At 69.2% G+C, this 25,339-nt stretch carries 24 protein-coding genes and 3 pseudogenes; 10 read left to right on the top strand and 17 right to left on the bottom strand.

The genetic code is table 11. The features are described 5' to 3' along the window. Positions 1-8: 8 nt before the first annotated feature. From FNV62_RS53380 to FNV62_RS53370, 3 genes are all read right to left on the bottom strand, one after another. Complete coding sequence (locus tag FNV62_RS53380) at positions 9-620, bottom strand: LacI family DNA-binding transcriptional regulator (RefSeq protein WP_143604999.1); 612 nt, start codon at positions 618-620, stop codon at positions 9-11. Then, positions 592-1,839, bottom strand: coding sequence for an RNA-guided endonuclease InsQ/TnpB family protein (locus tag FNV62_RS53375; RefSeq protein ID WP_143604998.1), 1,248 nt, complete (start codon positions 1,837-1,839; stop codon positions 592-594). The genes FNV62_RS53380 and FNV62_RS53375 overlap by 29 nt, the downstream gene beginning before the upstream one ends. Positions 1,840-2,068: 229 nt before the next feature. Then, complete coding sequence (locus FNV62_RS53370) at positions 2,069-2,419, bottom strand: substrate-binding domain-containing protein (RefSeq protein ID WP_375336856.1); 351 nt, start codon at positions 2,417-2,419, stop codon at positions 2,069-2,071. 572 nt (positions 2,420-2,991) lie between these two features. Between FNV62_RS53370 and FNV62_RS53365 the strand changes: the two genes are divergently transcribed. The 3 genes from FNV62_RS53365 (at position 2,992) to FNV62_RS53355 (ending at position 7,259) form a co-directional block, all read left to right on the top strand. After that, positions 2,992-3,939: an NAD(P)-dependent oxidoreductase gene (locus FNV62_RS53365; protein ID WP_143604997.1), complete on the top strand. Its 948-nt coding sequence runs from the start codon at positions 2,992-2,994 to the stop codon at positions 3,937-3,939. Between the two features lie 134 nt (positions 3,940-4,073). Then, positions 4,074-5,333 (top strand): M24 family metallopeptidase, encoded by a 1,260-nt coding sequence (locus FNV62_RS53360; protein WP_143604996.1) that lies wholly within the window; start codon positions 4,074-4,076, stop codon positions 5,331-5,333. 450 nt (positions 5,334-5,783) lie between these two features. Continuing rightward, complete coding sequence (locus FNV62_RS53355) at positions 5,784-7,259, top strand: NAD-dependent succinate-semialdehyde dehydrogenase (RefSeq protein WP_143604995.1); 1,476 nt, start codon at positions 5,784-5,786, stop codon at positions 7,257-7,259. A gap of 297 nt (positions 7,260-7,556) precedes the next feature. Here the strand turns inward: FNV62_RS53355 and FNV62_RS53350 are convergent. The 6 genes and pseudogenes from FNV62_RS53350 to FNV62_RS53315 form a co-directional block, all read right to left on the bottom strand. After that, positions 7,557-7,853 (bottom strand): annotated as a pseudogene (locus FNV62_RS53350) (integrase core domain-containing protein); the annotation flags it as partial. Positions 7,854-7,857: 4 nt separating this feature from the next. Further along, the gene (locus FNV62_RS53345; protein ID WP_186003052.1) at positions 7,858-9,057 is read right to left on the bottom strand and encodes an IS30 family transposase; all 1,200 of its coding nucleotides are present in this window, start codon (positions 9,055-9,057) and stop codon (positions 7,858-7,860) included. A gap of 289 nt (positions 9,058-9,346) precedes the next feature. Continuing rightward, positions 9,347-10,260: pseudogene (locus tag FNV62_RS56770) on the bottom strand (IS3 family transposase); the annotation flags it as partial. A 201-nt stretch (positions 10,261-10,461) separates the two neighbouring features. Beyond that, a complete protein-coding gene (locus tag FNV62_RS53325; protein WP_143604994.1) occupies positions 10,462-11,154 on the bottom strand; it encodes a 3-oxoacid CoA-transferase subunit B in 693 nt (230 codons plus the stop codon). Beyond that, complete coding sequence (locus FNV62_RS53320) at positions 11,151-11,846, bottom strand: 3-oxoacid CoA-transferase subunit A (RefSeq protein WP_143604993.1); 696 nt, start codon at positions 11,844-11,846, stop codon at positions 11,151-11,153. The genes FNV62_RS53325 and FNV62_RS53320 overlap by 4 nt, the downstream gene beginning before the upstream one ends. Then, positions 11,843-13,039, bottom strand: a complete 1,197-nt coding sequence (locus FNV62_RS53315) for a thiolase family protein (RefSeq protein WP_143604992.1) — start codon at positions 13,037-13,039, stop codon at positions 11,843-11,845. The genes FNV62_RS53320 and FNV62_RS53315 overlap by 4 nt, the downstream gene beginning before the upstream one ends. 70 nt (positions 13,040-13,109) lie before the next feature. On the opposite strand from FNV62_RS53315, the gene FNV62_RS53310 reads away from it, so the two are divergent. Next, positions 13,110-13,991 carry a LysR family transcriptional regulator gene (locus FNV62_RS53310; protein ID WP_143604991.1) on the top strand — a complete coding sequence of 294 codons (882 nt, stop codon included), beginning with the start codon at positions 13,110-13,112 and terminating at the stop codon, positions 13,989-13,991. Here the strand turns inward: FNV62_RS53310 and FNV62_RS58340 are convergent. The 7 genes from FNV62_RS58340 to FNV62_RS53280 all read right to left on the bottom strand — a co-directional run bounded on the left by FNV62_RS58340 (position 13,877) and on the right by FNV62_RS53280 (position 20,654). Beyond that, on the bottom strand, positions 13,877-14,158 hold the full coding sequence (locus tag FNV62_RS58340) for a transposase (RefSeq protein WP_375336823.1): 282 nt from the start codon (positions 14,156-14,158) through the stop codon (positions 13,877-13,879). The genes FNV62_RS53310 and FNV62_RS58340 overlap by 115 nt on opposite strands. Continuing rightward, positions 14,079-14,951: a hypothetical protein gene (locus FNV62_RS58335; protein WP_399223615.1), complete on the bottom strand. Its 873-nt coding sequence runs from the start codon at positions 14,949-14,951 to the stop codon at positions 14,079-14,081. Before FNV62_RS58335 ends, FNV62_RS58340 begins: the two co-directional genes overlap by 80 nt. A gap of 76 nt (positions 14,952-15,027) precedes the next feature. Then, on the bottom strand, positions 15,028-15,990 hold the full coding sequence (locus FNV62_RS53300) for a dioxygenase (protein WP_143604990.1): 963 nt from the start codon (positions 15,988-15,990) through the stop codon (positions 15,028-15,030). Between the two features lie 32 nt (positions 15,991-16,022). Next, positions 16,023-17,084 (bottom strand): maleylacetate reductase, encoded by a 1,062-nt coding sequence (locus tag FNV62_RS53295; RefSeq protein ID WP_205522503.1) that lies wholly within the window; start codon positions 17,082-17,084, stop codon positions 16,023-16,025. Between the two features lie 296 nt (positions 17,085-17,380). After that, complete coding sequence (locus FNV62_RS53290) at positions 17,381-18,595, bottom strand: acyl-CoA dehydrogenase family protein (RefSeq protein WP_143604988.1); 1,215 nt, start codon at positions 18,593-18,595, stop codon at positions 17,381-17,383. A gap of 36 nt (positions 18,596-18,631) precedes the next feature. After that, entirely contained in the window at positions 18,632-19,126 is a 495-nt protein-coding gene (locus tag FNV62_RS53285; protein ID WP_143604987.1) for a flavin reductase family protein, read from the bottom strand. Between the two features lie 181 nt (positions 19,127-19,307). Next, a complete protein-coding gene (locus FNV62_RS53280) occupies positions 19,308-20,654 on the bottom strand; it encodes a PucR family transcriptional regulator (protein WP_143604986.1) in 1,347 nt (448 codons plus the stop codon). Positions 20,655-21,147: 493 nt separating this feature from the next. Here FNV62_RS53280 and FNV62_RS54960 point away from each other — a divergent pair, with 493 nt between their 5' ends. The 3 genes and pseudogenes from FNV62_RS54960 to FNV62_RS56765 form a co-directional block, all read left to right on the top strand. Next, positions 21,148-21,333, top strand: coding sequence for a hypothetical protein (locus FNV62_RS54960; protein ID WP_181360986.1), 186 nt, complete (start codon positions 21,148-21,150; stop codon positions 21,331-21,333). Next, the gene (locus tag FNV62_RS53270) at positions 21,330-21,752 is read left to right on the top strand and encodes a hypothetical protein (protein ID WP_143604985.1); all 423 of its coding nucleotides are present in this window, start codon (positions 21,330-21,332) and stop codon (positions 21,750-21,752) included. Before FNV62_RS54960 ends, FNV62_RS53270 begins: the two co-directional genes overlap by 4 nt. A 76-nt stretch (positions 21,753-21,828) precedes the next feature. Continuing rightward, positions 21,829-22,029, top strand: a pseudogene (locus FNV62_RS56765) (IS982 family transposase); the annotation flags it as partial. 72 nt (positions 22,030-22,101) lie between these two features. Here FNV62_RS56765 and FNV62_RS53260 read toward each other — a convergent pair. Continuing rightward, positions 22,102-22,560 (bottom strand): hypothetical protein, encoded by a 459-nt coding sequence (locus FNV62_RS53260; protein WP_143604984.1) that lies wholly within the window; start codon positions 22,558-22,560, stop codon positions 22,102-22,104. On the opposite strand from FNV62_RS53260, the gene FNV62_RS53255 reads away from it, so the two are divergent. From FNV62_RS53255 to FNV62_RS53245, 3 genes are all read left to right on the top strand, one after another. Further along, entirely contained in the window at positions 22,526-23,494 is a 969-nt protein-coding gene (locus tag FNV62_RS53255; RefSeq protein ID WP_143651831.1) for a hypothetical protein, read from the top strand. The genes FNV62_RS53260 and FNV62_RS53255 overlap by 35 nt on opposite strands. Before the next feature lie 427 nt (positions 23,495-23,921). Beyond that, positions 23,922-24,335: a CBS domain-containing protein gene (locus FNV62_RS53250; protein WP_225900754.1), complete on the top strand. Its 414-nt coding sequence runs from the start codon at positions 23,922-23,924 to the stop codon at positions 24,333-24,335. Positions 24,336-24,422: 87 nt separating this feature from the next. Continuing rightward, positions 24,423-25,331: an NAD-dependent protein deacetylase gene (locus FNV62_RS53245; RefSeq protein WP_143604983.1), complete on the top strand. Its 909-nt coding sequence runs from the start codon at positions 24,423-24,425 to the stop codon at positions 25,329-25,331. Positions 25,332-25,339 lie beyond the last annotated feature (8 nt).

Below are 25,339 nucleotides of genomic sequence, written 5' to 3'. Positions count from 1 at the left end.
GTCACGGTTCAGCTCATACGTCTCTTGCGGGATGCATCTCTGCCGGGCGTCGACTTGCGGTCCACGGCGTCCGCAGTCGATTCCCGGATGACCAAACGCACGGGCAGCAGCACTGTTTTGGCCGCCGACACCGTGTCGTCCGACTCGTCCGAGCGGTCCAGTTGTTCCAGCAGCAGCCGTGCGGCCTCCGCGCCGAGTTCGAGATGCGGCACATGGACGACGGTCAGCGGCGGCTGGAACTCGTCCGCGAACTGCATGTCGTTGAACCCGGCAAGGGAGACGTCCTGCGGGCAGCGCAGTCCCCTGGCGCGCGGCACATGCAGCGCTCCGAGCGCGATCATGTCGTTGCCGGCGACGATCGCCGTGGTGGCCGGGTGTCGGTCGAAGAGTTCATCTGCGGCCTGCTCTCCCGCCGCCACCGTGTACGCCAGGGCCGGTATGACCGGCGCCTGGTCCGGGCCGATTCCTGCGCTCTCCATCGCGTGCCGAAACGCCCGGGCTCGGGTGATCCCGGTGGACATGTCCGGCGGGCCGGACAGGTGGGCAACTTGACTTGCTCCCCCTGCTGAAGCAGGGAGATTCTGGCCTTCCTCACCGGGTGCTGTGCCGCTGCGCGGCACGAACCCCGGTGTGGATTCCGTGGCTTCCTGCTTCTTCGCGCTGTGCCGGAACGAGTCCCGGTCTTACCTGCGCTCGACAGGCTGTCACCGCCAGCCCGGCGGCCTGTTTGACGTTCTTGGCGGCGTTGTGGTCCCGGTCGTGGACCGTGCCGCAGTGCGTGCACGTCCAGGTGCGCACGTGCAGGGGTTTGGGCCCGTCCTTGACTCCGCAGACCGAGCACACCTGACTGGTGGGCTCGAACCGGCCGACCTTCACAAAGACGCGCCCGTACCGGCCGGCCTTGTACTCCAGCATCGCGAGGAACCGCGCCCAGCCGGCGTCGTGCACGGATTTGCCGAGCCGGGTGCGGGCAAGGCCTTTCACCGCCAGGTCCTCCACCGCGACCGCTTGGTTTTCGCGGATCAACTGCGTGGAGAGCTGGTGGTGGAACTCGCGGCGGGCATCGGCGACCTGCGCGTGCGCGCGGGCCACCTTCAGCCGGGCCTTCTCCCGGTTCTTCGACCTCTGCTGCTTGCGGGACAGCTCCCGCTGCGCCTTCTTCAGCTTCTTCTCCGCCCGGCGCAGAAACCGCGGGGAGTCGATGACACGGCCGTCGGAGAGGACCGCGAAGTGTGTGAGACCCAGATCGATGCCCACGCTGGGCAGGTTGTCGGCGTCGGGCATCCGCGCAAGGTCGGCGACGGGGTCTGTCTCGATCACGAAGGAGGCGAAGTACCGGCCGGCCGCGTCCCGGATCACCGTCACGCTCGACGGCACCGAAGGCAGGGTGCGTGACCAGCGCACCTTCACCTCGCCGATCTTCGGCAGGAGCAGCCGCCCCGCCTCGGTGATCTTCCATCGGGCGTTGGCGGTGAATCTGATCGCCTGGCGGGCATCCCGCTTCGATCTGAAGCGCGGCGCCCCCACCCGTGCCCCCTGGCGGGATCCTTTCAGAGAGGCGAAGAAGTTGGTGTAGGCGCGCTCCACGTCCCGCAGCGCCTGCTGCAGGATGACTGCCGACACCTCGGACAGCCACTGCCTCCCGGGGCTCTGCTTCGCCTCGGTGATCAGCGTCTTCGACAGCGCGCCCGCACTCGGAAACGCAGCACCCTCCCGCCGGGCCCGCTCCCGGGCGGCGACCGCGTCGTTGTACACCACCCGCGCACACCCCAACGCCCGCGCCAGCGCAACGCGCTGACCGGGCCCCGGGTCGAGGCGGAAGGCATACCGAAGCCGCATGATCCGGACGCTAACACCCACCACCGACAACCCGGACCCGATCAGCCGACCCCAGCCCCGCCGGAACACTCCTGCACTGCCCTCACGCGGGCAACACCGGCCCGGACAAAGCACTGCCCGGCTCCGCCGCGCAGCCCTGCGGGCGCTCCGCGCCCGCTCCACCCAGCACCGCGACGCTCCGCGTCGCAGCCACAGGATGCGCTTCACCCCCAGGCTGAAGCCTGGAGCACTACGCAAGAAGTCGGGTAGCGGTGCCCTCGCTCCAGCAGATGCTCGACCGCGAGCCACACGCCGGTGCTGTCGTCGCGAACGGGAAGAGCGTCCGGTCGGTGCAACGGTTGGGGAGCACAATGGGTACTCCGGACTTGCGCGCCTCCTCCAGCAGTGGGTGTTTGCGCCGCGCGGTGGCGACGATGAACCCGTCGACCTGACGCCCCAGCAGGACGTCGAAATGATGGCGCTCTTTGACCTCGTCGCCGTCTGCATTGGCCAGCAGCGCGGTGTAGCCCCGAGGCGTAAGGGCCGCCTCGATGCCCCGTGCCATCGGGGGGAACAGCGGATTGGTGAGGTCCGGCATCAGGACCCCGACCGTGAACGAACGGTTCGTCCGCAGGCTGCCGTGCGGCGGTGTTGGGGGTGAACCCCGCCTCCTCCGCTGCGGCCCTGACCCGCCTGGCCGTCGCCGGGCTCACCCGGCCGCTCGTGCGGGGATCGAGGGCACGGGACGCCAACTCACGGGCGCAGTCTAGGGACGCCCGCCACGTCACCACAACCGATCGCCATGCGATGCAACGCCCACCACTTCACCATCCTTGTGTCTCCTCCCGCCCCCCTTCCAGATTTTTGGTCGCGTTCTGCGAAAAACAGCACGCCCCCTTGACAGTCCTGTAGCCACGGAGCAAGCATAATTTGGCAATCGGTTGCACACCGGCGAAGGCAAGTGATGCGCCTACCCCGCTCGCCACGGACTCGATCTGTAGTCACCGCAGATCAAACGTTTACTTTCTCGTTGCGCACTAGGCTCGAACGGTATTTTCTTAGAGCAACCGAACGCATGCCGCCAGCCTCTTACGGCTTCTCCGCTGCGGTGGGGAGTGCCGCCGGTCGGCATGCCGGCCCTACTGAGCCGTCTTCCAGGAGTGAGGAAAAAGCATGACGTACGTCGCCATGGACCGCCCCCGCATCGGCTGGATAGGTACCGGCCGTATGGGATACCAGCTGGCAGGCCGTCTGCTCGACGCCGGCCACGATGTCGCCGTCTACAACCGGACCCGGGCCAAGGCCGAGCCGCTGTCCGAGAAGGGCGCGACAATCGTCGACCGGCCCGAGGAACTCGCCGACCGGGACGTCGTATTCGTCATGGTCTCCGCCTCCGCGGACCTGGAGTCGGTCACCACCGGCCCCGGGGGCGTGCTCACCGCGGAGAACGCCGCACCGGGCGTGCTGATCGACAGCTCCACGGTGTCCACCCAGGTCTCCGCCCTCGTACGGGAAGCGGCCGCCAAGCGCGGCACCGACTTCCTGGCTGCGCCGGTCAGCGGCAACCCGAAGGTGATCACGGCCGGCAAGCTGACCGTCGCGGTCTCCGGCCCACGCGCGGTGTTCGACGCCGTCGAGCCGCTGCTGAACCTGCTGGGCCGCGGTGTGACCTACGTCGGTGAGGACGAGGTGGCCCGCCTGGTGAAGATCGCGCACAACATCTTCCTGGGTGTCGTCACCCAGTCGTTGGCCGAGATCACGGTGCTCGCGGAGAAGGGCGGAGTCACGCGCTCCGCGTTCCTTGAGTTCCTCAACGACTCGGTGATGGGCTCGGTCTTCACCAAGTACAAGTCGCCGGCGTTGGTGAACCTGGACTTCAAGCCGACCTTTACCAACATCCTGCTGCGCAAGGACTTCGACCTCGGACTGGCCGCTGCCCGCGAACTGGACGTCCCGATGCCGGTGGCCTCGGCCACCGCGCAGCTCGTCCAGGCGGCGATCGGCGCCGGTCACACCGAAGAGGACTTCGCCACCCTGATCCTCGAGCAGGCACGCCGCTCCGGCATCACGCTGGAACCGGAGAACGTGACGATGGACGACGGCCTGACCCCCCAATCCTGAGCGCTCGGCCGAACCTGGACCAGGAGCCCTGGCAGGTTCGGCAAGCCCGTCGCCAGGCGACAACGCCCTCCCTCGACCGCCCGCACGGCCCTTCGCCGGTTACCTGGGCAACGTGACAAAGGACGTACCACACGATGACAGTGACGAGCGCGAGCACCTCGCGCCCCATACCGGCCCACGGCCACAGCGCGGTCGATTACGAAATGCGCGTGGACTACGACCGGCTGCGGTCCTACCGACTGGAGCGCGCCCGCGGCGCGCTGGACGCCAGCGAGTGCGGTGCTTTCCTGCTGTTCGACTTCTACAACATCCGCTACACCACGCAGACATGGATCGGCGGCGCCCTCGGGGACAAGATGACCCGTTACGCCCTGCTGACCCGTGGCGGAGACCCGGTGCTGTGGGACTTCGGTTCCGCCGCCAGGCATCACCAGCTGTTCGCCCCGTGGCTGAAGCCCGAGAACTCCCGTGCCGGCATGCTGGGCATGCGCGGCGCCATCGCCCCGGATGCCGGTCTGATGGCCTCGGCGGTACGCGAGATCAAGGGCATGCTCGAGGACGCCGGTGTGGCGAAACTGCCGGTTGGTGTCGACATCGTCGAGCCGCCGTTCCTGTTCGAGATGCAGCGGCAGGGTCTGAAGGTCGTCGACGCCCAGCAGATGATGCTCGACGCCCGGACCATCAAGTCGCAGGACGAAATCGCCCTGCTGTCCATGGCTGCGGCCATGGTGGACGGGGTCTACCAGGACATCGTCGACGTGCTCAAGCCCGGCATCCGGGAGAACGAGATCGTCGCGTTGGCCAACAAGCGCCTGTACGAGATGGGTTCCGACCAGGTCGAGGCCATCAACGCGGTCTCCGGCGAGCGCTGCAACCCGCACCCGCACAACTTCTCCGACCGCCTCATCCGCCCCGGCGACCAGGCGTTCTTCGACATCATCCAGTCCTACAACGGCTACCGCACCTGCTACTACCGCACCTTCGCGGTCGGCAGCGCCACCAGCCCGCAGCGTGACGCCTACACCAGGGCCCGCGAGTGGATGGACGCCGCCATCGCCGTGGTGAAGCCGGGGGTCGGCACCGACCAGGTGGCTCGGGTGTGGCCGGCCGCGACCGAGTTCGGTTTCGCCAACGAAATGGCCGCCTTCGGCCTGCAGTTCGGCCACGGACTGGGCCTCGGTCTGCACGAGCGGCCCATCATCAGCCGGCTGAACAGCCTGGACAACCCCGTGGAGATCCAGGAGGGCATGGTCTTCGCCCTGGAAACCTACTGCCCGGCCTCGGACGGCTTCTCCGCGGCACGCATAGAAGAGGAAGTCGTGGTCACCGCCGACGGACCGCAGATCCTCACGAAGTTCCCGGCGCAGGAGCTGTTCGTCGCCAACGCGTACTGACGGGACCCGCCCAACGGCCGGGCCCGCGCAGCGGGCCCGCGCCACGGCACACGCGGTGCTCATGGGCCCATGCACCGCGACCCGTCTCGCCCCTCCCCGGAGGCCGGCCCCGTATGGAACCGCCCGGCAGCACCCTGCGCAGCGAACCGTGATGACCGCCGGCCGGGCGGCCCGCCCCGACCCGCGGAAGCGAGGGGAAGGGCGGTCTCCCGAACAACCGGAGACCTGCCGGGAGCCGTCGGGGCGACGGCCGAACAATCACGGAGGACATCCCGGCTGTGCGGCCGGAGTGTCAAACCGGTGTCCGTAATCGCCGAGTAGCCCGTCCTCGGCCCCCACTGGGCACCGGTCCGCATCACCGCGCCGGGCACCACCCACCGCTGCCGCGCCGGACTCTCTGGCGCGGCGCGGTAGACCTCATCATCAAAACGCGCAGAAGGCGATGAATCAGTGAGTGCACACCGCTCGGGCTCCCCGGCTCGACTCCGTATCGACAAAGTCCCCACCGACCTGTTCATCGGCGGCAAGTGGCGGCCGTCGAGCGACGGCTCCCGTATCGATGTCATGGATCCGGCCACCGGCGAGAAGCTCGCCGACGTCGCCAGCGCGTCCACCGAGGACGCTCTGGCTGCCGTGGCCGCAGCCGATGCCGCGCTGCCCGGCTGGGCGGCCACCCCGCCCCGGCAGCGAGCCGAGTTCCTCCGCCGCGCCTTTGACCTGATGACCGAGCGGGCGGAGGATTTCGCAGAGCTGATCGTCCTGGAGAACGGCAAGACCCTCACCGACGCCCGCGGCGAGGTGGCCTACGCCGCGGAATTCTTCCGCTGGTACGCCGAGGAGGCCGTGCGGACCCAGGGCAGCGTGCAGACCGCGCCGTCCGGCTCGAACAAGATCCTCGTACTGCGCCAGCCGGTCGGCGTCTCGGTCCTGGTCACACCGTGGAACTTCCCCGCCGCGATGGCCACCCGCAAGATCGGTCCGGCGCTGGCGGCCGGGTGCACCGTGGTCCTGAAGCCCGCCAGTGACACACCGCTGACCGCGCTGGCCGTCGCCGCCCTCTTCGAGGAGGTGGGCGTGCCCGCCGGTGTGGTGAACGTGCTGCCCTCCCGCCGCTCCGGGGCGGTCGTCGGCGCAATGCTGGACGACCCCCGGGTACGCAAGCTGTCGTTCACTGGCTCCACCGAGGTCGGCCGGGTCCTGCTGGCCGCCGCATCCAAGACCGTGGTCAACTGCTCGATGGAGCTCGGCGGCAACGCGCCGTTCCTGGTCTTCGCCGACGCCGACCTGGAGGAAGCGGTGGCCGGCGCCATGGTGGCGAAGATGCGCAACGGCGGTGAGGCGTGCACGGCCGCGAACCGCTTCTACGTCGAGGCATCGGTCGCGGACGAGTTCACCCGCCGTCTGGCCGAGGCGATGGGCGCCCTGAAGGTCGGCCCCGGCCTCGACGACGGAGTCCAGCTCGGCCCGCTCGTCAACGCGGAAAGCCGTGACAAGGTCGCCGAGCTCGTCGCGGGCACTGTGCAGGCCGGCGCCTCGCTGATGACTGGCGGCCGGCCACTCGAGGGCCCCGGTTATTACTACCCGCCAACGGTGCTCAAGGACGTGCCCCCGGGCGCGCCGGTGCTGAAGGAGGAGATCTTCGGCCCGGTCGCTCCTGTCGTCAGCTTCACCACCGAGGACGAGGCGATCGAGCTGGCCAACGCTACGGAGTACGGTCTGGTCTCCTACGTCTACACCTCCGACCTGGCCCGCGGCCTGCGGGTGAGCGAGCGTCTGGACTCCGGCATGGTGGGGCTCAACCGCGGTGTCGTGTCGGACCCTGCAGCACCGTTCGGCGGTACCAAGCAGAGCGGCATCGGCCGCGAGGGCGGCCATGAGGGGCTGCTCGACTACACGGAGTCCAAGTACATCGCCCTGTCGTGGTGACCGCATCCCGTCACCCGGACTCCTCACACGCTCCGCCGTCAGACTGACGGCAACGCCCAGCCATGGGCGATCCGGGCCGGCGGCGGCCTGGATCGCCCCGGCACCGAACCCTGCCCTTGCCAATAATGCATCCGCCCTGGTGAGGGTCGGCACGCGTTGATCCGTGGGATGTCGACCGCGTCGCCCAAGTCGGCGCTCTAGCGAGACTCGTGATCACCCCCGGCATGATGATCGGCCGTGCTGCTGCGACTGGCGTACCTGAACGTGAGGTGACCCCCGGAGTGTGGACACAGGGGTTCATGCTGCGAGTGAGAGTTTAGCTGTCTTGTGGTGGTGCTGTTCGAACTCCATCGGGGAGAGGTAGGAGAGCGCGCTGTGTCGGCGTCGGGTGTTGTAGTAGGTGAGCCACCGGAATATCTCGAGCCTCGCCTGAGACATCGTCACGAACACTCTCCGGTGCATCGTTTCTCGCTTCAGTCCCTGCCAGAAACTCTCGGCCAGGGCATTGTCGTAGCTGGAGCCGACCCTGCCCATGCTTCTGCGGATGCCGTGCAGGTCGCAGACCTGGGCGAACGCGGCCGAGGTGTATTGGGCGAGTTCAACCAGTCGTTGCAACACCGGGCTGTTGCAGCGAGCGTAGCTGTTCTTCGAAGACCTCGGCCGGCGTCCGCCAACCCAGGACTTTGCGCGGCCGGTTGTTGATCGCCATGGCGACGGCTTCGAGGTCCGTGGACGACCACCGGGACAGATCGGTGCCCTTCGGGAAGTACTGACGCAACAGCCCGTTCGTGTTCTCGTTCGTCGGTCGTTGCCAGGGCGAGTGGGGATCGGCGAAGAACACCTTCGTCCCGGTATCGAGGGCGAACTGGGCGTGGCCGGAGAGTTCCTTTCCGCGGTCCCAGGTGAGGGTTTTGCGTAGCTGCTCGGGCAGCTGCGTCATCGACGTCCTGAGCGCCGCGTTCATCGCGATCGCGCCATAGCCCCCGAGCGAGGTGCCGTTCTTCACGGGCGGATTCTCGCCCCAGCCCTCGAGCCGGGGCAGGTGCACCAGGAGCGTGGAGCGGCTGCTGCGCTCGACCAGCGTGCCGATCGCGGAGCGACCCGTCCCGATGATCAAATCTCCTTCCCAGTGTCCGGGGACCGCGCGGTCTGCGGCCTCGGCGGGGCGTTCACTGAGGATGACGTCCGCGGTGACATGCCCCTGCGGTTTGTTCTGCGACCGTGCACGGGGAGTCCGCAGCGCCCGGCCGGTGCGCAGGCACGTGACCAGTTCCCGCTTGAGCGCGCCACGGCCCTCGATGAACAGCGCCTGGTAGATCGCTTCGTGGCTGATGCGCATGGACTCATCATCGGGGAAGTCGACAGGGAGACGGTGCGAGATCTGCTCCGGGCTCCATGCCGTCGCCCATCGTCTGTCCTGCCGGTGCGGCTTGTTCAGCCCTTTCCATGCGAGCGTCCTGGGTCCGGGGACGATCGTGTTGTCGGGGCGGCGGACGCCGCCGGCGAGCCGGTCCTGCACGTACTCACGCAACCTGTCGTTGCCTGTGAGTTTCGCGGTCTTCGGGCGCTTGGCGGCCTGCTGTGCTTTCCACTGGGCGACCGTCGCGCGGTACTCCTGCTTGCCGCTGCGCGTGGCGGCGTTGCGGCGCAGTTCGCGAGAGATCGTTCCGGGGTCACGCCCCAGGGCGCGGGCGATCTCGCGCACGCCCTTGTTCATCGCCCTGAGGATCGCGATCTCCTCGCGCTCCTCGAACGCGAGGTACCGGCCCGTGGGCTCGGCCAACGAGATCGGAGGCATGCCGCCAGCGTGACGAAACCACCTCGCACCCACCGGCCACGACACGCCGACCGCCAACGACGCCTCCACCGTCGTGACCCCCGTGGCGATCAGTCGCCAGAACTGGCGCTGCACGACTCGAGACGGATCAGGCCGCCCCGGCGAACGCATCGCCGGCCGCAACGCACGATCAGCGCGCCACTGCCGACGCCGACCCTCCGGAACATCGCTGGTCTTCAAACTCCAGTCCGCCGTGGCCACGTCGCACACCTCCGAGATCAAAGTGTTGCGACGACCAGTTGAATCCACCTTGCGATCCGCGGTCCGCGTGGAAGATCACTCCGGTGACGTCGCCGCCGCGGGTCGCGACCGCGGCCTGGAGTGCGTCGATGACGAGCTCGGCCCGCATGTGCGGGGCCATCGACCAGCCGAGCACTCGGCGCGACCGGATATCGATGACGCAAGCGACGTAGAGCCAAGCAGCTCAGACCTGCACGTATGTGATGTCGCCGCACCACTTCTCGTCTAGCGTACTGGCGGTGAAGTCCCGCTGGACCAGGTCTGCCACCTGCGGCGCGAGGCGGTCCGGGATCGTGGTGCGCTTCTTCTTCCGCAGGTGACGGCCGACGATGCCGTGCTTGCGCATCAGCCTGGCCACGCGCTTGCGGTTGACCGTGTGGCCGAAGCCGCGCAGTTCGGCATGGACTCGAAGCGCGCCGTAGTTCCCGCGGCGTTCGGCATGGATTTCGCGGATCTCCTCGACCCGGGCGTCCTCCTCGAACTGCCGCCCCGCCCGCGCCTCGGCGCCGGCGATCCACCGGTAGTAGCCCGAGCGGGAGACCTCCAGCACCCGGCATATCCGCTTGATGCCGAACATCTCGGCATGGGCGGAGACGAAGTCCCAAGCGGCGGTCTTCACTTCATCTCCTGGGCGAAATACGCCGCTGCCCGACGCAGGATCTCCCGCTCCAGCTGCCATTCCTTCTCCGCCTTGGCCAGCCGCGCGTTCTCCGCCCGCAGCCGGGCCAACTCGGCCTCGGTGTCCTGCGACGCGCCGGCAGAGGCCGGACGGCCGTCGGCATCACGCACCCAGGTCCGCAGCGTCTCGGGGTTGACGTTCAGATCAGCCGCGACGTCCTTGAACGTCCGCCTGCCGGCCGAAGCCCGCCACAACGCGATCGCGTCGGACCGGAACTCCGCACTGTACTTCGAGGGCCGTGCCACGTAGGTCTACACCTTCCAGGATCAACAAGATCCATTGTCAGGTGTGTCCACACCACCGGGGTCACCTCAGCCAGCGGCTCCCCCGCCGGCAACGCCGCTCCCCTCAGGGCTGGTCGGCAACGGTGGTGGTCTCGCGCTGCATCAGTCCCTCCTGCGGAGCGAGACCGAATCCCGTTTGGCTCAGGTGCGGGCCTGAGGAGGTCAGAGCAGCTCGACGTCGAGGCGTGAGCGCAGCTCGTTGAGGGTGATGCCGTAGGTCTCCAGCACGTGGACGCCGTCGGGCCGCACGTCGAAGGTGGCGACCTCGGTGTAGACCCGGCTGACGCAGCCGACGCCGGTGAGCGGGTAGGTGCACTGCCGGACCAGTTTGGGCGCACCGGACTTCGTGAAGAGCGTCATCATCACGTAGACGTCCTTGGCTCCGATGGCGAGGTCCATCGCACCGCCGACAGCGGGAATGTCGCCGGGCTTGCCGGTGTGCCAGTTGGCCAGATCACCGCGCTCGGAGACCTGGTAGGCGCCGAGCACGCAGACGTCGAGGTGGCCGCCGCGCATCATGGCGAAGGAGTCGGCGTGGTGGAAGTACGCCGCCCCCGGAAGCTCGGTGACCGGAACCTTGCCGGCGTTGGTGAGGTCGGGGTCAATCTGGGCGCCCTCGGCCTTCGGCCCCATGCCGAGCATGCCGTTCTCGGTGTGGAGGACGACGCCGAGTTCCTCGGACAGATGGTCGGCGATCTTGGTGGGCTGGCCGATGCCGAGGTTGACGAACGCGCCGGCCGGGATGTCCCGTGCGATCACCGCGGCCACCTCGTCCATGCTGAGCGGATGGTCCACGCTGATCGGCGCCTCGGCCGTGGACGCCGGGCGGGTCGAGGCGGTGGAGTCGGTAGTCATCGTGCTCCCTGGACGGTGTAATGGCGGGACTTGACCGGGACGATGCGGTCGACGTACACGGATGGCGTGACGACCGCCTCCGGGTCGAGCTCGCCGAGCGGGACGACTTCGTCGACCTGGACGATCGTGGTGGTGGCGGCGGTCGCCATCACCGGGCCGAAGTTGCGGGCGGTCTTGCGGTAGACGAGGTTGCCCATCGGGTCGGCCCGGTGCGCGGAGATGAGGGCGTAGTCGCCCTTGATCGGATACTCCAGCAGGTAGTCGCGTCCGCCGATGGTGCGCACCTCCTTGCCCTCGGCGAGCGGGGTGCCGACCGCGGTCGGGCAGTAGAACGCGCCGATCCCGGCGCCGGCGGCCCGCATCCGCTCGGCGAGGTTGCCCTGGGGCACCACCTCCAGCTCGATCTTCCCCTCGCGGTAGAGCGCGTCGAAGACGTAGGAGTCGACCTGCCGCGGGAAGGAGCACAGCACCTTGTGGACCCGGCCGGCCGCGAGCAGCGCCGCAAGTCCGACATCGCCGTTTCCGGCGTTGTTGGAGACGATCGTGAGGTCCTTCGCGCCCTGCCGGATGAGGGCGTCGATGAGGTCGAACGGCATCCCGGCCAGACCGAAGCCGCCGACAAGGACGGTGGAACCGTCCTCGATCCCGGCGATGGCCTCGTCGGTCGATTCCAGCACGGCGGTGCGGCTCACTTCGACACCTCCAGGTTCTCCAGTACGACGGCCAGCCCCTGGCCGACGCCGATGCAGATCGCGGCCACGCCGTACCGCTCGCGGCGTTCCCTCAGGACCGCGGCGAGGGTCCCGAGGATCCGGCCGCCGGAGGCGCCCAGCGGGTGCCCGATCGCGATGGCCCCGCCGCGCTGGTTGACGATCCCAGGCTCGCGCAGACCTTCCTTCAGCCAGGCGTCGACGCAGGCCAGTGACTGGACCGCGAATGCCTCGTTGAGCTCGACCGCGCCGACCTGGTCCCAGGTGATCCCGGCGCGGGCGAGCGCTCGACCCGCGGCCTCGACCGGTGCGTAGCCGAATTCCCGCGGGTCCAGCGCCATCGCGCCTCTGCCCGCGATCCGGCCGATCGGGTCGCGGCCGATGGTCGCTGCCGCTCCCTCAGTGCCGAGGATCACCGCGGAGCCGCCGTCGGAGAGCGGGGAGGCGTTGCCCGCGGTGATGGTGCCGTCCGGCCTGAACGACGGCTTGAGCTGGGCGAGCTTCTCGGTGTTCGAGTCCGGGCGGATGCCCTCGTCGCGGACCAGGTCGCCGACCGGGGTGACCAGCGCGTCGTAGAAGCCGTCCTCCCACGCCTGGTGCGCGAGGCGGTGAGAGCGGACGGCGAACTCGTCCTGGCGCTCGCGAGAGATGCCGAAGCGCTCCTGGAGCTGCTCGTTGCACTCTCCCAGCAAGACGGTCCATTCCTTCGGCATCCGCGGGTTGACCAGCCGCCAGCCCAGTGTCGTCGACACCGCGGTGACGTCGCCCGCCGGGAAGGCCCGCGACGGCTTGGGCAGCACCCACGGCGCCCGCGTCATCGACTCGACACCGCCCACGAGAACGACATCGGCGTCACCCGTCTCGATGGTGCGGGAGCCGGTCATCGCCGCGTCCAGGCTGGAGCCGCAGAGCCGGTTGATCGTCGAGCCGGGCACGCTGGTCGGCAGACCGGCCAGCAGCGCGGCCATCCGGCCGACGTTGCGGTTCTCCTCGCCGGCGCCGTTGGCGTTGCCCCAGACAACCTCGTCGATCGCGGCGGGATCCAGCGACGGCGCCTGCGCGAGCACACCGCTGATCGCGGCAGCGGCCAGATCGTCGGGCCGGACGCCGGCCAGCGCGCCGTTGAACTTGCCGAACGGTGTCCGTGTGGCGGCGTAGAGGTATGCACTGTTCATGACTCGACGCTAGACGGCACCGCCGATACTGTGAAGTATCAATATCGACGTCGATTGAAACTCTGAAACTATGGATCTGCGCCAGCTCCGTTACTTCGTCGCCGTCGCGGAGGAGCGCCATTTCGGACGTGCGGCCCAGCGGCTCCACATGGCACAGCCGCCGCTCTCGCTAGCGATCCGGCAGCTTGAGGGCGAGCTCGGCATCGCTCTGTTCCAGCGCACCACACGTCGGGTCGACCTCACCGACGCCGGCCGCGCCTACCTCGACCGGGTACGGGCGATCCTCGCCGAGGTCGACGAGGCCGCCCACCACGCCCGCCGGGTCGCCGCCGGTGCGGTCGGTCACCTCACCCTCGGTTGCGTCGGCTCGGCGACGTACAGCCTGCTGCCAACGCTGTCGCGTCACCTCGCCACCGAACTGCCGGGCATCGACTTCTCGTTCCGTGGGGAGATGCTCGCTCCGGATCAGGTGGAGGCGCTGCGCAGCGGCGCGATCGACGTGGCCCTGCTGCGCCCGCCCGCGGCCGACCTGTCCCTCACCGTCCACACCCTGCGCCGGGACCGCCTCGTAGTGGCACTCCCGGCCGAGCATCCACTCGCGGCGAAGACCCGGGTGCGCGCCGCCGACCTCGCCGGCCTCGACCTGATCATGCACTCGGCGGACCGTCACTCGGTGATGCACGATGTCGTGCTCGGTGTCCTGCGAGACGCGGGCGTCGAGCCGCACATCCGGCACGAGGTCGGGGAGACCTCGACGCTCATCACCCTCGTCGCCGGCGGCCTCGGAGTCGCGGTCGCGCCCGAGCCGGTGACCGCGCTCGCGCTCGACGGCGTCGTCTACCGGCCCCTGATCCGCCCGGCGGCGTCGATCGAACTGGCCGTAGCCCACCGCGCCGACCGCAACGAACCCCACCTGGCTCGCACAATCGAGGTCATTCGCCGACTCTTCTGAGCGGCCCGCGGGCTCCAGTCCTCACCCAACACCCGGTGAGCGACGAGGTCGAGGAGAGCATCGGCCCGGTCGTCCTGGGCCAGTCGGTCACGGAAGTCGGACAGCACGCTGTGATGGAAGCCGGGATCGTCCAGCTCGAGCGCGAGGGCGTATTTGAAGTGCAGCACGCTCACCGTGGCGAGCTGGGCCGGAGACAGCCCAGGCCGCCCGGCGCTTGATCTGACAGATCAAGCGGAGGAATGCCTGCTCAAGTTCGTCGGTGGTGTCCGCCCGCGGGGTGGTAAGGCTGATGTCGTAGCCGCGTAGAACATGCTGCGCACCTTCCTTCGCCGCCACAATCACGGCAGCTACGACGGCGCCGCTGAGCAAGAACGCGGTTGGCGCCGTCGCGCCACTGACGGTGAACCAGGTCCAGCTCTTTACGTGCGGCCAGGCGTGCAAGAGGTGGACCACCGCGGTGATCGCGGCGCCGATCAACCACACGGCCAAGGTCAGCGCGACCATCCAGGCCAGGCCATTACCGGTGGCGTGTGCGTACCGCTTCCACCTTGTAGTGCTCGTGTCGTCCGTAGGCGTGCTGAGCACCATCGTTTTCTGCTGGCCGCCTTCCAGGCCAGCCCGCAATGCTTTACGTTCGCCGTCGCTGAGCACGTCGCTACCCTGGCGGTGGGCCTCGTCGATGAGCCCGTACAGCAGCCCACGTCCTCGGGCTACGCCGGTGTGACGTTCCGCGCTGACCTGGAGCACGGTCCACTTCTTGCCGGCGAGTTCTTCATGCAGCAGTCGCACGACCGAGGACTTGCTGGTCCCGTAGCGGCCGAGCAAACCGATCGCCAGCGAGTGCGTGGACTTGCGGGCGATGTCAGCGATTTCGCGCGCAACCGAGGTGTGATCGAAGCGGTCTTCGTTCTGCGTGGCGATCGATAGGTCCTCGATGATCCACCCGTCGCTTTGGCCCACGTCCCACTCCTTGCACAAGATCTTCACATCAGTCGCATCGATCGTAAAGCCTGCCACTGACAACAGTTACGGAAGCTCAGTGGTTCTGGTGGCGGCCGGTGCTGAACTCGACGGTCGTGGTCTGTCCGGGAGTGAGGATGAAGTCGTACCGCAAGTCCCAGTAGGGTTCGGTCCGGCCGGCGGCCGCGAGTCTCGCTGGGCCTTCGATGCGGTTGTAGTGGACGACGAGGGAAGGTTTGACGCCGAAGACGACGTCGCTGTCGAGGTAGGGGTCGTCGTCGGTGAACAGTTCGGTGACGATGGTCTGGTAGCCGGGCGCGGAGGCGATCACGTGGAAATGCGCGGGACGCATGTTGTGGCGTCCGGTGAGGTGCAGTAGTTCGCCCACGGGCCCGTCGTCGGGGATCGGGTAGCTGACCGGCTTGACGGTCCACAGGTCGTAGCTGCCGTTCGCGTCGGTACGGAACCTGCCACGCAGGTTGTAGTCCGGTTGCGTCGGGTCGATGTTCTCGTACAGGCCGCGGGCGTTGGTACTCCACACGTCCAGGACGGCGTCGCTGATCGGCGTGCCGTCGGTGTCCAGGACCCGGCCGTGAATCTTGGCCGGTTCTCCGTCGTCGGTGCCGCGGGAGATGTTGGCTCCGTTGGGTTCCCATGGCGCGCCGGCGCGGTAGAACGGGCCGAGTGCGCTGGTTTCCAGCGCGCCGTCGGCGACGCCTGCGGCTTCGGTGTCCACGACCATGGTCAGGCCGAGTACGTCGGACAGCAGGATGTATTCGTGCCGTGCCGCGTCGCTGATGTCGCCGCACCGGCGCAGGAACTCAGCCGCGGCGAGTAGTTCGTCCGGTTGGAGCCGGACCTCGCGGGCGAGGTCGTGGGCGTGGCGGATCACGGCGGAGAGGATTTCGCCCGCTCGGGTCCCGGTCGTGCTGCTGATAGCGGCCAGTACCTCGGCGGTGATCTGTTCGCTGGACGTCGCGTGGCCGTCCTGCTGGTCGGATGCCCGCTGTGGTGCCCTGACTTCATCGTTCAAACTCATCGGGCTGTCACCCTTCTCGTTCTCGGTGCTGGTCACGACGTCGTGTTGCTGGCGGCGGCGGTTCCGTATCCGTCGGCTCGCGGTGGATTGCCGGCCCACGCGTCGCGGATCAGGTCACGCAGCGGCTCGCGTTCGACCGGCCGTGGGTTGTAGTACGGCGCGGCAAGGCACCTGTCCGCGGCCTCGGTGATCCCGGACTCGGGCATGCCCAGTTCACGCAGTGAGGTGGGGGCGCCGAGGTGGTCGACGAAGGTGCGCAGCGCTGTGGCACCCGGCGCTCCCAGGACCCGTTCGACGACCGTGGCCGCTTCCAGTGCCGCCGGGGCGTTGTAGGCGACGACGTAGGGCAGCACGACGGCGTGCGTCTCGGCGTGCGGCAGGTCGAACGTGCCGCCCAGGACGTGGCACAGTTTGTGGTGCAGGGCCATGCCGACCGTCGCGAGGCAGGTGCCGGCCAGCCATGCGCCGTAGAGCGCGGCGGCGCGGGCGTCCCTGTCGCCCGGGTCGGTCACGATGCGGGGCAGGCAGGCCACGAAGGTGGTGATGGCCTCGCGGGCCATCAGCAGGGTGACCGGATCCGGGTCCTGCGCCCACAACGCCTCGACCGCGTGCGCGAGCGAGTTGAGGGCACTGTTGACCGTGACGGCGGTCGGCAGGCTGAGGGTCAGGTCGATGTCGTAGATGACCGTCTCGGGGACGACCTTGAGCGACCGCAGGGTCGTCTTGGTCGCGTCGACCGTTTCACCGAGGATCGGGGTGACCTCGGAGCCGGCGTAGGTGGTGGGAAGGACGATCTGGTCCAGATCGGTGCGCAGCGCGATCGCCTTGCCCAGCCCGGTCGTGGAGCCGCCACCGATGGCGATGACGCAGTCCGCGGACAGGTCACGGGCCATGGCCACCGCGCGTTCGGTGACCTCGACGGGCGTGTGCATGCGGGCGTCCGGGAAGACGCCGACGGCCAGCTTGCCGAGGCTGTCGGCCAGTTCGGTGGCCTGCGCGTGCTGTCGGGGTGTTGACAGGACCATCGCCCGCGTGTGCCCGAGCCGTTCCAACTCGCGCGCGACATGCTGGCGACCGCCCGGTTCGAATACCACCCTGGTGGGCAGTCCTTCTCGGACAAACCGGTGCATGGCACGTCCTTCAGATCGGTTGGTGATTGATGAAAGGGCGGGCAGATCGCCTCGACTGACCGGCAGGGGGAATTCTCCCGGGTGTCGCCGGTGAGCCATCGGTCTCCTTACTCGGTGGGAACAGCGAGGACGTCGCCCGGCACCGTCGTCCTGGACGAACAGCACGTACTCGTTGGGCGGGTCGTGCTCGGTGGTGCGGTGCCCGGCTGCCGCTATGTCCAGCTCCTGCCACCGACGACGAAAATCCCCGCCTCCGAGACCTACACCATCGTGGACACCGTGCCGCGGATGCCGAACAGCGACTTGCCGTAGATCTCGGCGCTCACGTTGGGGTCGAGGGCGCTGTGGCTGCTCCCGGTCTCGACGTCGCGCCAGATGCGCTGCAACGGATTGGAATCGCCGAAGCTCGCAGACCCCTGGGCTGAGCAGACGACGCGGACCGCCTCACGCGCGTAGACCGCCGCCATCGCCGCGTCCATCCGGATCCGTGCCCGGGTATCGTAATCGGGGAACACCCCGGTTTGCGCGGCCTCGTCGATGTCAGCGGCCGCGCGGTAGGCGTGCATCTGGGCGGAGTCGGCGAGCGAGGCCGCTTTCGCGGCGGCGAGCGGGATGGCAGGTGCCTCGATTTGGGAGGCGTAGTTCGTCAGGGACATCCTCCGCTTCGGCGCCCTTTCCGCCAGGATATCGACAGCGGCCGCGGCCAACCCGAGTTGAGGCCCGGCCAACACGACAATGGCGACCGACAGGAACGGTGCCCGGTAGAGCGCCTCGTCGGTGAAAGGTGTGGCGTAGCGGCCCTCGAGGGCGCCGGGGAAGGAGTGGAAGCGGTGCGCGGGCACGAACAGGTCCTCGCCGACGAGCGTGTTCGACGCGGTCCCGCGCATGCCCGCCACGAACCAGGTGTCCTCGATGGTCAGCTCCGATATCGGCACGAGCACGAGGCCGGTGGCGTCCGGCGTGCCCTCGGCATCTGGCCGGGTGACCCCGAGGACTGCCCAGTCGGCGTGGGTGCACCCGGAGGACGGGGTCCAGTGCCCGCTCACCCGGTACCCGCCTTCGACCACGCGCGCGGTTCCCTTGGGGGTCGCGACGCCGGCGACTCGGGCGTCAGGGGTGTCGGCCCAGACGTCGTCCTGGGCCTGGGCGGGGAACATACCGACGAACCACGCACAGGCATTGAGCAGTGAGGTCACCCAGCCGGTAGAGCCGCAGGCGCGCCCGACCTCACGGCTGACCTCCATCAGGGTGCGGTAGTCGGTCTGCAGACCACCGTAACGGGCGGGCTGCATCAGCGAGAGCAGGCCGGCCTCGGCCAAAGCGTCGATGTTCTCCGCGGGCACCCTCCGCTCGCGGTCGGTCAGATCGGCGTTGCCGGCCAGCAGCGGTCGCAGTTTGGCGGCGCGCTCGACGAGGTCGGCCCGCAGCTCGCGTGCCGCGTCAGTGGTGTGGGGGGCGTCCATGCTGATGCTCATTGTCGTCACTCCATTGTGAGTCAAGCGGGGTATGAGTCAGCTCGCGGCAGCGAGAAGGGAGTGCGTGCCGAACAGTCGGCGCGCGTAGATCAGCGGGGCCATGGAGGTCGACTCGGCCTCCTCCAGGTGCACGATGAGCAGCACGTGGTCACCGCCGTCCACGTGGCGTTCGACGCGTCCCGCGGTCCAGCCGGCGGACTCGGGCAGGTAGGGCAGTCCGGCGCGGACGGTCCAGGTGACGCCGTCGAACTTCAGACCCGGTCCCTGGCCTCGACGGGCGAACGTCGACGCCAGTCCCTGTTGGTGGGCGCTGAGGATGTTCACCCCCACCCGGTCACCCGGTTGGAGGTGGGCCAGCAGACTCGATGCGCGGTCCAGAGCGAAGCTCGCCAGGGGAGGAGTGAGCGAGAGCGAGGCGAAACTCGACACAGTGCAGCCGTGCGGTCGCCCGTCGGCGGTCGTCGCCGTCACCACGGTGACCGGGGCGCACACTCCACCCATCACCTCGACGAAGGTCTCTCGGTCGATCATGGTACGCCCTCCTGGTGTGCTCGATTCCGTCTGTCGGGATGGGTGACTTCGTGGATCACCGCGTCCGACATCACGAAGGAAACCTCGACTCCCGAGGCGGCCGCTTGGTCTGCCGGCTCAGAATCCCGGTCTCCAGTTGGTCTGCCGTGCCAGTCCGGGCCGCGACCGGTACACCGGGGGCTCACCGAGAGACGTCGCGAGGCAGGAGGACCGCGTCCCCCAGTTCCTCGGCGAGCGCCAGGGCGGTGTGGAGGGCGAAGCGGCGGTCGTCGAGGTCGTGTCCCAGCACCGCCTGGGCCCGCTTCACGCGGTAGGTCACAGTCCCCCTGGCCACGTGCAGGCGCCGGGCGACATCCACGATGCTGCGCTCGGCGCCGATGTAGTGGTACAGCGTGGTCCGCAGCGCCTCTATCGGTGCGCTGCGGACGGAGAGCCCGCCAAGTTCACATCGCACGAAGTCACCGGCCGCGTCGAGATCGGTGGCCAACAGCGCGATGACGGCGATGTCGGCGTAGGCGGTCGCATGCCTCGGAACCCGCCCGGCCTCACACCGCAGTCGCTCGACTCTCTCCGCACGCTCGGCCTCGCGGTGAGAGCGGCGGAAGCCCCCGACGCCACCGCCCGGGGTCCCGAAGGCTGCCTGCACCCGCTGCCGGGACAGCGCCTCCGCGATGGTTTCCCACGAACCGGTCTGGCGCGTGCCGTCCGGAGGTACGGTGCCCCACGCCCACAACCGCCCGGAGGCCACGGGTACGGCCAGCGTCATCGTTGCGCCACGGGCTCGGAGCACCTCGATCGCCACCGCCTGGAGCGTGGAGTTGCCGTTTGGCGCGTCCGACCACACCACCACCGCCTCGTGGGTCCGCCGCAGGTCGTAGCCGAGGAGACGCGACGCCTTGCTGACATCCACCGTCGCGGCATCACTCAGCAGGGAACGCACGATATCGGCCCGTGTCGCAGCTGCGCTGGCGCTCCACGCCTCGTGCTCCACGAGGTAGGCGCGGATCATGCTGTCGGAGAGGCCATTGATGTACGAGAACAGCTCGCGGGAGACCGCCGTGACCTCATCGACCGCCACCTCCGGGTCGACCAGCTCGGCACAGGCCCGCAGGAACGCCTCGGTCACCGCCGCGTGCCCAACCCGGATGGCCTCGAACACCCGTTCGAGTGGTACGCCCCGGTGAACCCACTCGCGGATGCCCTCCAGGGTCGCCTCCCCGGCGGGCCAGGCGGTCGCCGAGTCTTCCACCAGAGTGAACAGCGCCCGCAGGATGACCGTTTCATTGCCTCGGCGGAGCATCTCGACCGCGGCCGGGTAACCGCCGACGGCCGGCACCTCGTCGACGATCCGCCGCACGACCACGGAACTCAGTTCGATCGCCCAGCGCACGGGGTCCGCACCGACGCGCGCGATGGCGTCCTCGACGATCGCGCGCGGGCATGCCGCTCGGTCCACGTCGACCTCACCCTGCGGGCCCAGCCGCGCCACCCAGGCCCGCCGCGGCCACCGCCGACCGATCTCGGTCACATTGTCCTCCCTCGGGCCATGACATCGCGACGGGTCACCCACGTCGACGACCTGGGGTGCCTGTGCCGGAGTGAATGCCTCACGAAAACAGAACAGAGTCTCCACGACCGGCCGCACACCGGGCACTCCGCCTGTTCGCCCTGCTGCATCGCGACCACCCGCTGCCGGGTCCGCCGCAGCCTACGCCACCGCCGTGACCTGCACCGACCCGAACAGAACACCGCCTCCGCCGCCAGCAACGGCCGCCACGACCCAGATCATCCAGCCGTACGCACCTCACGGCCAGCGTTCAAAAACACTCACTAACGAACCGGTCGGGCGCGAAGCAACGGGGCAGGCAGAGCGCCCGATGGCTACTTTGTACCGTGGGTCAGAGATAGGACGCCGAGGTCTGGCCGGCCTGGTGCGGTGCGGCCGCTGCGGCTAGCGCATGGCCGTGCGCTAGCCGCAGCACGCGGGCAGCACCCGCCCCGACTACGTGTGCGCCCGGCAGATGACCGACTACGGATCCGGGGAGCGCTGCCAGGCACTGAACGGGGCCTGCGTGGACGCCTTCGTCACCGCCCAGGCCCTCGCCGCGCTCGCCCCGGCCTCGGCGGAGTCCCGGGTGTATTGGGCGATAAGCAATGTGATGGCCCGCCGGCTGACCGGCGCCTCCGACTCCTGGCGCGGCGCATGACCGGCGGGGAGCTGACCTTGGGGGCGGTCCTGGTGCGCCTGGAGGAGCGGGAACGGGAGATCGCCATGCAGGTCGAGGAGGCGAGGGAACAGATCGCGCAGCTGACCGCGCAACTGGACGAACTCGGCAGGGCTGCCGAGGAGATCCGGATCACCCGCAAGACGCTCCTGGACCTGCCCGATCCGCCACCGCCCGCGCCGCCTGCCCCGAAGCTGCCGGACCATCCGGCCTACGAGCAGATCATGGCGGTGTTCGCCGCGTCCGACGCCCCGCTGCGGGCACGGCAGGTGTGCGAGGCGATGGACCTGGAGGTCGCGCCCAACAACATCAACAACACCCGCCTGAAACTCAAGCGGCTGACCGAGCGCGGCATCCTGGTCGAGACCGAGCAGGGATTGTTCGCCCAGCCGCGGCCGTAGCCGCCCCGTCGCCCCCCGACCAGCCTGCCTACCCCAGCCGACAAGGCAATACGGACATCAGCTCACGTACCGCCCTCTCAAGCCTCTGCGGCAGGTCATCGAGTCGATCAACGAAACCTTCAAGGGCCAGCTCGACCTCGAACGCCACCGCGGACGCACACCCAACGGCGTCATCGCCCGCATCATGCAGCGCATCCTCGCCCTGACCGCGGCGATATGGCACAACGACCATGCGGGACAAGACGTCCTACGCTCGCTGACCGCGTTCGATCACTGACCCCTTGGAATAGATCATCTAGGTATCCGGGCATCGCCCGGCCCCAGCACTGGTTGTTGTCCCACCACTGCCTCAGGACCGCCCGCAGGTCCTGAAGGGACAGCAGGCCGGCACACGGGAGCACGCCGGTGCGGGCTCGAACTGGCCCTGGTCGAAGCTGCCCACCTCCTCCAGCAGCGCGGGCAGATGGGCGGTGAAGTACGGAGCGGGCCGCACCGCGATGACCCGGCAGCGGTCGGTCGCCGGCAGCTCGGTGAACGCCCCTTCCAGGGCGGGCAGGCTCGCGCGGACCTCCGCGTCCGCGACCAGGGCCACCACCCGGGCATCGTCGGTCTGCAGCGCGCCGGACCGCTCGGCCTGGCCGATGCCCTCGACACGCGTGTTGAACAGCGTGCGCAGCGGCTCGGGCAGGGCGGCCCAGAACACCGGCAGGTCGCCCAGGCGGCCCAGGGCGGCGAGCTGGACGGGCCGGGTCGGCCTCCACCAGACGGCCCGTGTGCCGGGCCAGGCACTGCTGGGCGAGGGCGGCATCGCGCTCGGCGAAGTGCCGCAGGCAGCCCGCCATCCGGTCGGCAAGCATCGCAGACGGGATCTTCACCTGCGGATCGTCGATCTGCAGCAGGGCGAACTTGGCGGCGAACTCCACCACCTTGGCCCGGGCCGAAGGGCGAACCCGGTCGAAGAACGCGTAGCTGAGGTACTGGGGAGCAAAGGTGAACGCTGGATCGGCGACGTGCGCGGCGAAACTCGCCAAGATCTTGCGGCCCTGGCTCGGAGGGTGGATCAGCACCGCCTCCAGCGCCACCGCCAGATGGGCCCGGGCGTACTCCGTCGCCGGCACGTACAGCTCCCCGAGCGGGCGCAGGGACAGATGGGCGCACAAGTGCCGGTCCTCACGCAACCGCTCCAGCTGCATCTTCTGCGTGAAGTCGATCAGCTCCAGCTTCTCGGCAACGTCCAAGACGGTCCGCTCGACGCCGAGCATGATGTTCACCGCGCCGGCCTGTCCGGGCTGCTGGGCACGCTCGACGTCGTCGACCAGGCCGCGGGCGTCGGCCTCGCCCTCCTCCTTGAGGACCTGCACCTTGTGGATCAGATCGGCGCACACCGCGGTCCAGGTCAGCACGATCGCCGCACGGGCGGCGCCGGAGGCGTAGCAGCGGTGCGCCTCCTGCACCAGCGGCCGGACATCCGGGTTGAACACCCGGGTGACATGCTCTTCCAGATCGAGCATCAACTCTCCTCGGTACATCACGATGGCCAGGCCGCCCGGCGGCCCCGGCAACACCGTACGAGGCGCCGGGGCGAACAGGTTGGGCCCCGTACGGCTGGGTTGATGGCGAGTGTGCCGAGCATCGAGACACGGAATCTGACTCGGACGCCCCGTCGGGCACGTCGGCTGAGGCATAGACAGCGGACAGCCGCTCGCCCCAGACGCCTTATCCGCGGCTGCGGGCCCTGCTGAGGGCTCTCGGTGACGCTCCGCAGGAGGCGGACGACGAGGGCAATCTCCGCTTCGTGCTGCAGGGGCCGGACGGCCTGCAGCACCTGCTCTTGGACGAGATCCCTCTGCCCGCAACGACTCCGGCCCCCCCTACCGGCGGAGGTCACCGGCACCACCACGCCCGGACACCCACGGACAACAGTGCAGCGGGAGCGTTTCACGAGCAGTCCGCTGCGTGTCGTCAATGCCTCACGGCCCTCCCTGCGGGACCGCCGGCCCTCCCCGCCAGGCCGAACGTCAGTGGTCGCCGGAGCGGCGCGGTGCTGTCATGGGTAGGAAAGACGGCGTGGACGAGCCAGCAGGGCCGCAGGGGCCAGCGCGCCGCGCGTCGTCCGCCCGGGCGGTCCGACCGCGGCCGCCCCGTCGCAAAGCGGAGGAGGCCGATGCCATGCTGCACCGCCGCACGGTCGGTGATGTGATGACCGAGGAGGTCCTCACCCTCCGCCCCAACACGCCGTTCCAGGAGGTCGCCGCCCTGCTGGACGCGAACGACATCGTCGCGGCGCCGGTTGTCGACGACGACGGCGCCCCCGTCGGCGTCGTGTCCGCCGCCGACGTGCTGCGGCACGAGACCGGCATGCCTGATCCGCAGGGTCAGGACGGGGACGACGAGCGCGCCTGGGGCAAGGCCCGGGCCCGGACCGCGGGCGCGCTCATGAGCAGCCCCGTCTTCACCGCCCGCGCCGACTGGACGATCCCCCGGCCACCCGGACGGACTAGGTGTTCTGCCCCGGGAGCCCGGCCGCTCGCGGTGCCAGGCGGTAAGGACGCGGGCGGCGATGACGCGCGGGCGGGGCGCTAAGGACGCGGGCGGGATGTCCCACTCCGAGCCAACGGCGCCATCGCCGGCGGAAGCGGATGGTTGCAGCCTGTTCCGTACCCTGGCGGCATGCGCATGCGCCCCACTCTGAGTTGGACCCCTACCGAGGACCTGCCGCCGGGCACCACGGATCTGGAGCCGGTCACCGATGCGCTGAGCACCGGCGGTGTGCTGGTGCTCAGCGGGGCGGGCATCTCCACGGAGTCGGGCATACCCGACTACCGGGGCGAGGGCGGGAGCCTTACTCGGCACACTCCGATGACCTACCAGGACTTCACCGCCAGCGCCCGGGCCCGACGCCGGTACTGGGCGCGCAGCCACCTCGGCTGGCGCACCTTCGGCCGCGCCCGCCCCAACGCCGGGCACCGGGCCGTGGCCGCGTTCGGGCGGCACGGTTTGCTCTCGGGTGTGGTCACCCAGAACGTCGACGGCCTGCACCAGGCCGCTGGCAGCGAGGGCGTCGTGGAACTCCACGGAAGCCTGGACCAGGTCGTCTGTCTTTCCTGCGGCGCGTTCAGCCCGCGCCGCGAACTCACCCGGCGGCTGGAGGAGGCCAATGTGGGCTTCGAGCCGGTGGCCGCCGGAATCAACCCGGACGGTGACGCCGACCTCACCGACGACCAGGTCGGGGACTTCCGCGTGGTGCCCTGCACGGTCTGCGGCGGCATCCTCAAACCGGACGTGGTGTTCTTCGGCGAGGCCGTTCCTCCGCGGCGGGTCGAGCACTGCCGCAAGCTGGTCCGTGAGGCGGCCTCGCTGCTGGTCCTGGGGTCCTCACTGACGGTGATGTCCGGGCTCCGGTTCGTCCGCCAGGCGGCCCAGGCCGGGAAGCCGGTGCTGATCGTCAACCGGGACCCGACTCGGGGCGACCCGCACGCCGTCACCCGGGTCGCGCTCCCGCTGGGAACGGCCCTCACCACCATGGCCGACCGGCTGGGCATCCCCGCCGACGACGAGGCGGCGGCCCGGGCGGGGTAGTGACAGCG

It is taken from the genome of Streptomyces sp. RLB3-17 (assembly GCF_007113425.2).
GTDB classification, from domain to species: Bacteria; Actinomycetota; Actinomycetes; order Streptomycetales; family Streptomycetaceae; genus Streptomyces; species Streptomyces mirabilis_D.
Note: the sequence above shows the minus strand (reverse complement) of the source record. Positions and strands in the feature narration are given on the sequence as shown.

Bases quoted from the DNA above. Each gene is read 5' to 3' on its own strand.
- FNV62_RS53360 (WP_143604996.1), top strand. From the start codon at position 4,074: ATGACAGTGACGAGCGCGAGCACCTCGCGCCCCATACCGGCCCACGGC.
- FNV62_RS53270 (WP_143604985.1), top strand. From the start codon at position 21,330: ATGACCGGCGGGGAGCTGACCTTGGGGGCGGTCCTGGTGCGCCTGGAG.
- FNV62_RS53315 (WP_143604992.1), bottom strand. From the start codon at position 13,039: ATGAACAGTGCATACCTCTACGCCGCCACACGGACACCGTTCGGCAAG.
- FNV62_RS53290 (WP_143604988.1), bottom strand. From the start codon at position 18,595: ATGAGCATCAGCATGGACGCCCCCCACACCACTGACGCGGCACGCGAG.
- FNV62_RS53365 (WP_143604997.1), top strand. From the start codon at position 2,992: ATGACGTACGTCGCCATGGACCGCCCCCGCATCGGCTGGATAGGTACC.
- FNV62_RS53310 (WP_143604991.1), top strand. From the start codon at position 13,110: ATGGATCTGCGCCAGCTCCGTTACTTCGTCGCCGTCGCGGAGGAGCGC.
- FNV62_RS53300 (WP_143604990.1), bottom strand. From the start codon at position 15,990: ATGAGTTTGAACGATGAAGTCAGGGCACCACAGCGGGCATCCGACCAG.
- FNV62_RS53375 (WP_143604998.1), bottom strand. From the start codon at position 1,839: ATGCGGCTTCGGTATGCCTTCCGCCTCGACCCGGGGCCCGGTCAGCGC.
- FNV62_RS53325 (WP_143604994.1), bottom strand. From the start codon at position 11,154: ATGACTACCGACTCCACCGCCTCGACCCGCCCGGCGTCCACGGCCGAG.
- FNV62_RS53245 (WP_143604983.1), top strand. From the start codon at position 24,423: ATGCGCATGCGCCCCACTCTGAGTTGGACCCCTACCGAGGACCTGCCG.
- FNV62_RS54960 (WP_181360986.1), top strand. From the start codon at position 21,148: ATGACCGACTACGGATCCGGGGAGCGCTGCCAGGCACTGAACGGGGCC.
- FNV62_RS53345 (WP_186003052.1), bottom strand. From the start codon at position 9,057: ATGCCTCCGATCTCGTTGGCCGAGCCCACGGGCCGGTACCTCGCGTTC.
- FNV62_RS53260 (WP_143604984.1), bottom strand. From the start codon at position 22,560: ATGCCGCCCTCGCCCAGCAGTGCCTGGCCCGGCACACGGGCCGTCTGG.
- FNV62_RS53250 (WP_225900754.1), top strand. From the start codon at position 23,922: ATGCTGCACCGCCGCACGGTCGGTGATGTGATGACCGAGGAGGTCCTC.
- FNV62_RS53285 (WP_143604987.1), bottom strand. From the start codon at position 19,126: ATGATCGACCGAGAGACCTTCGTCGAGGTGATGGGTGGAGTGTGCGCC.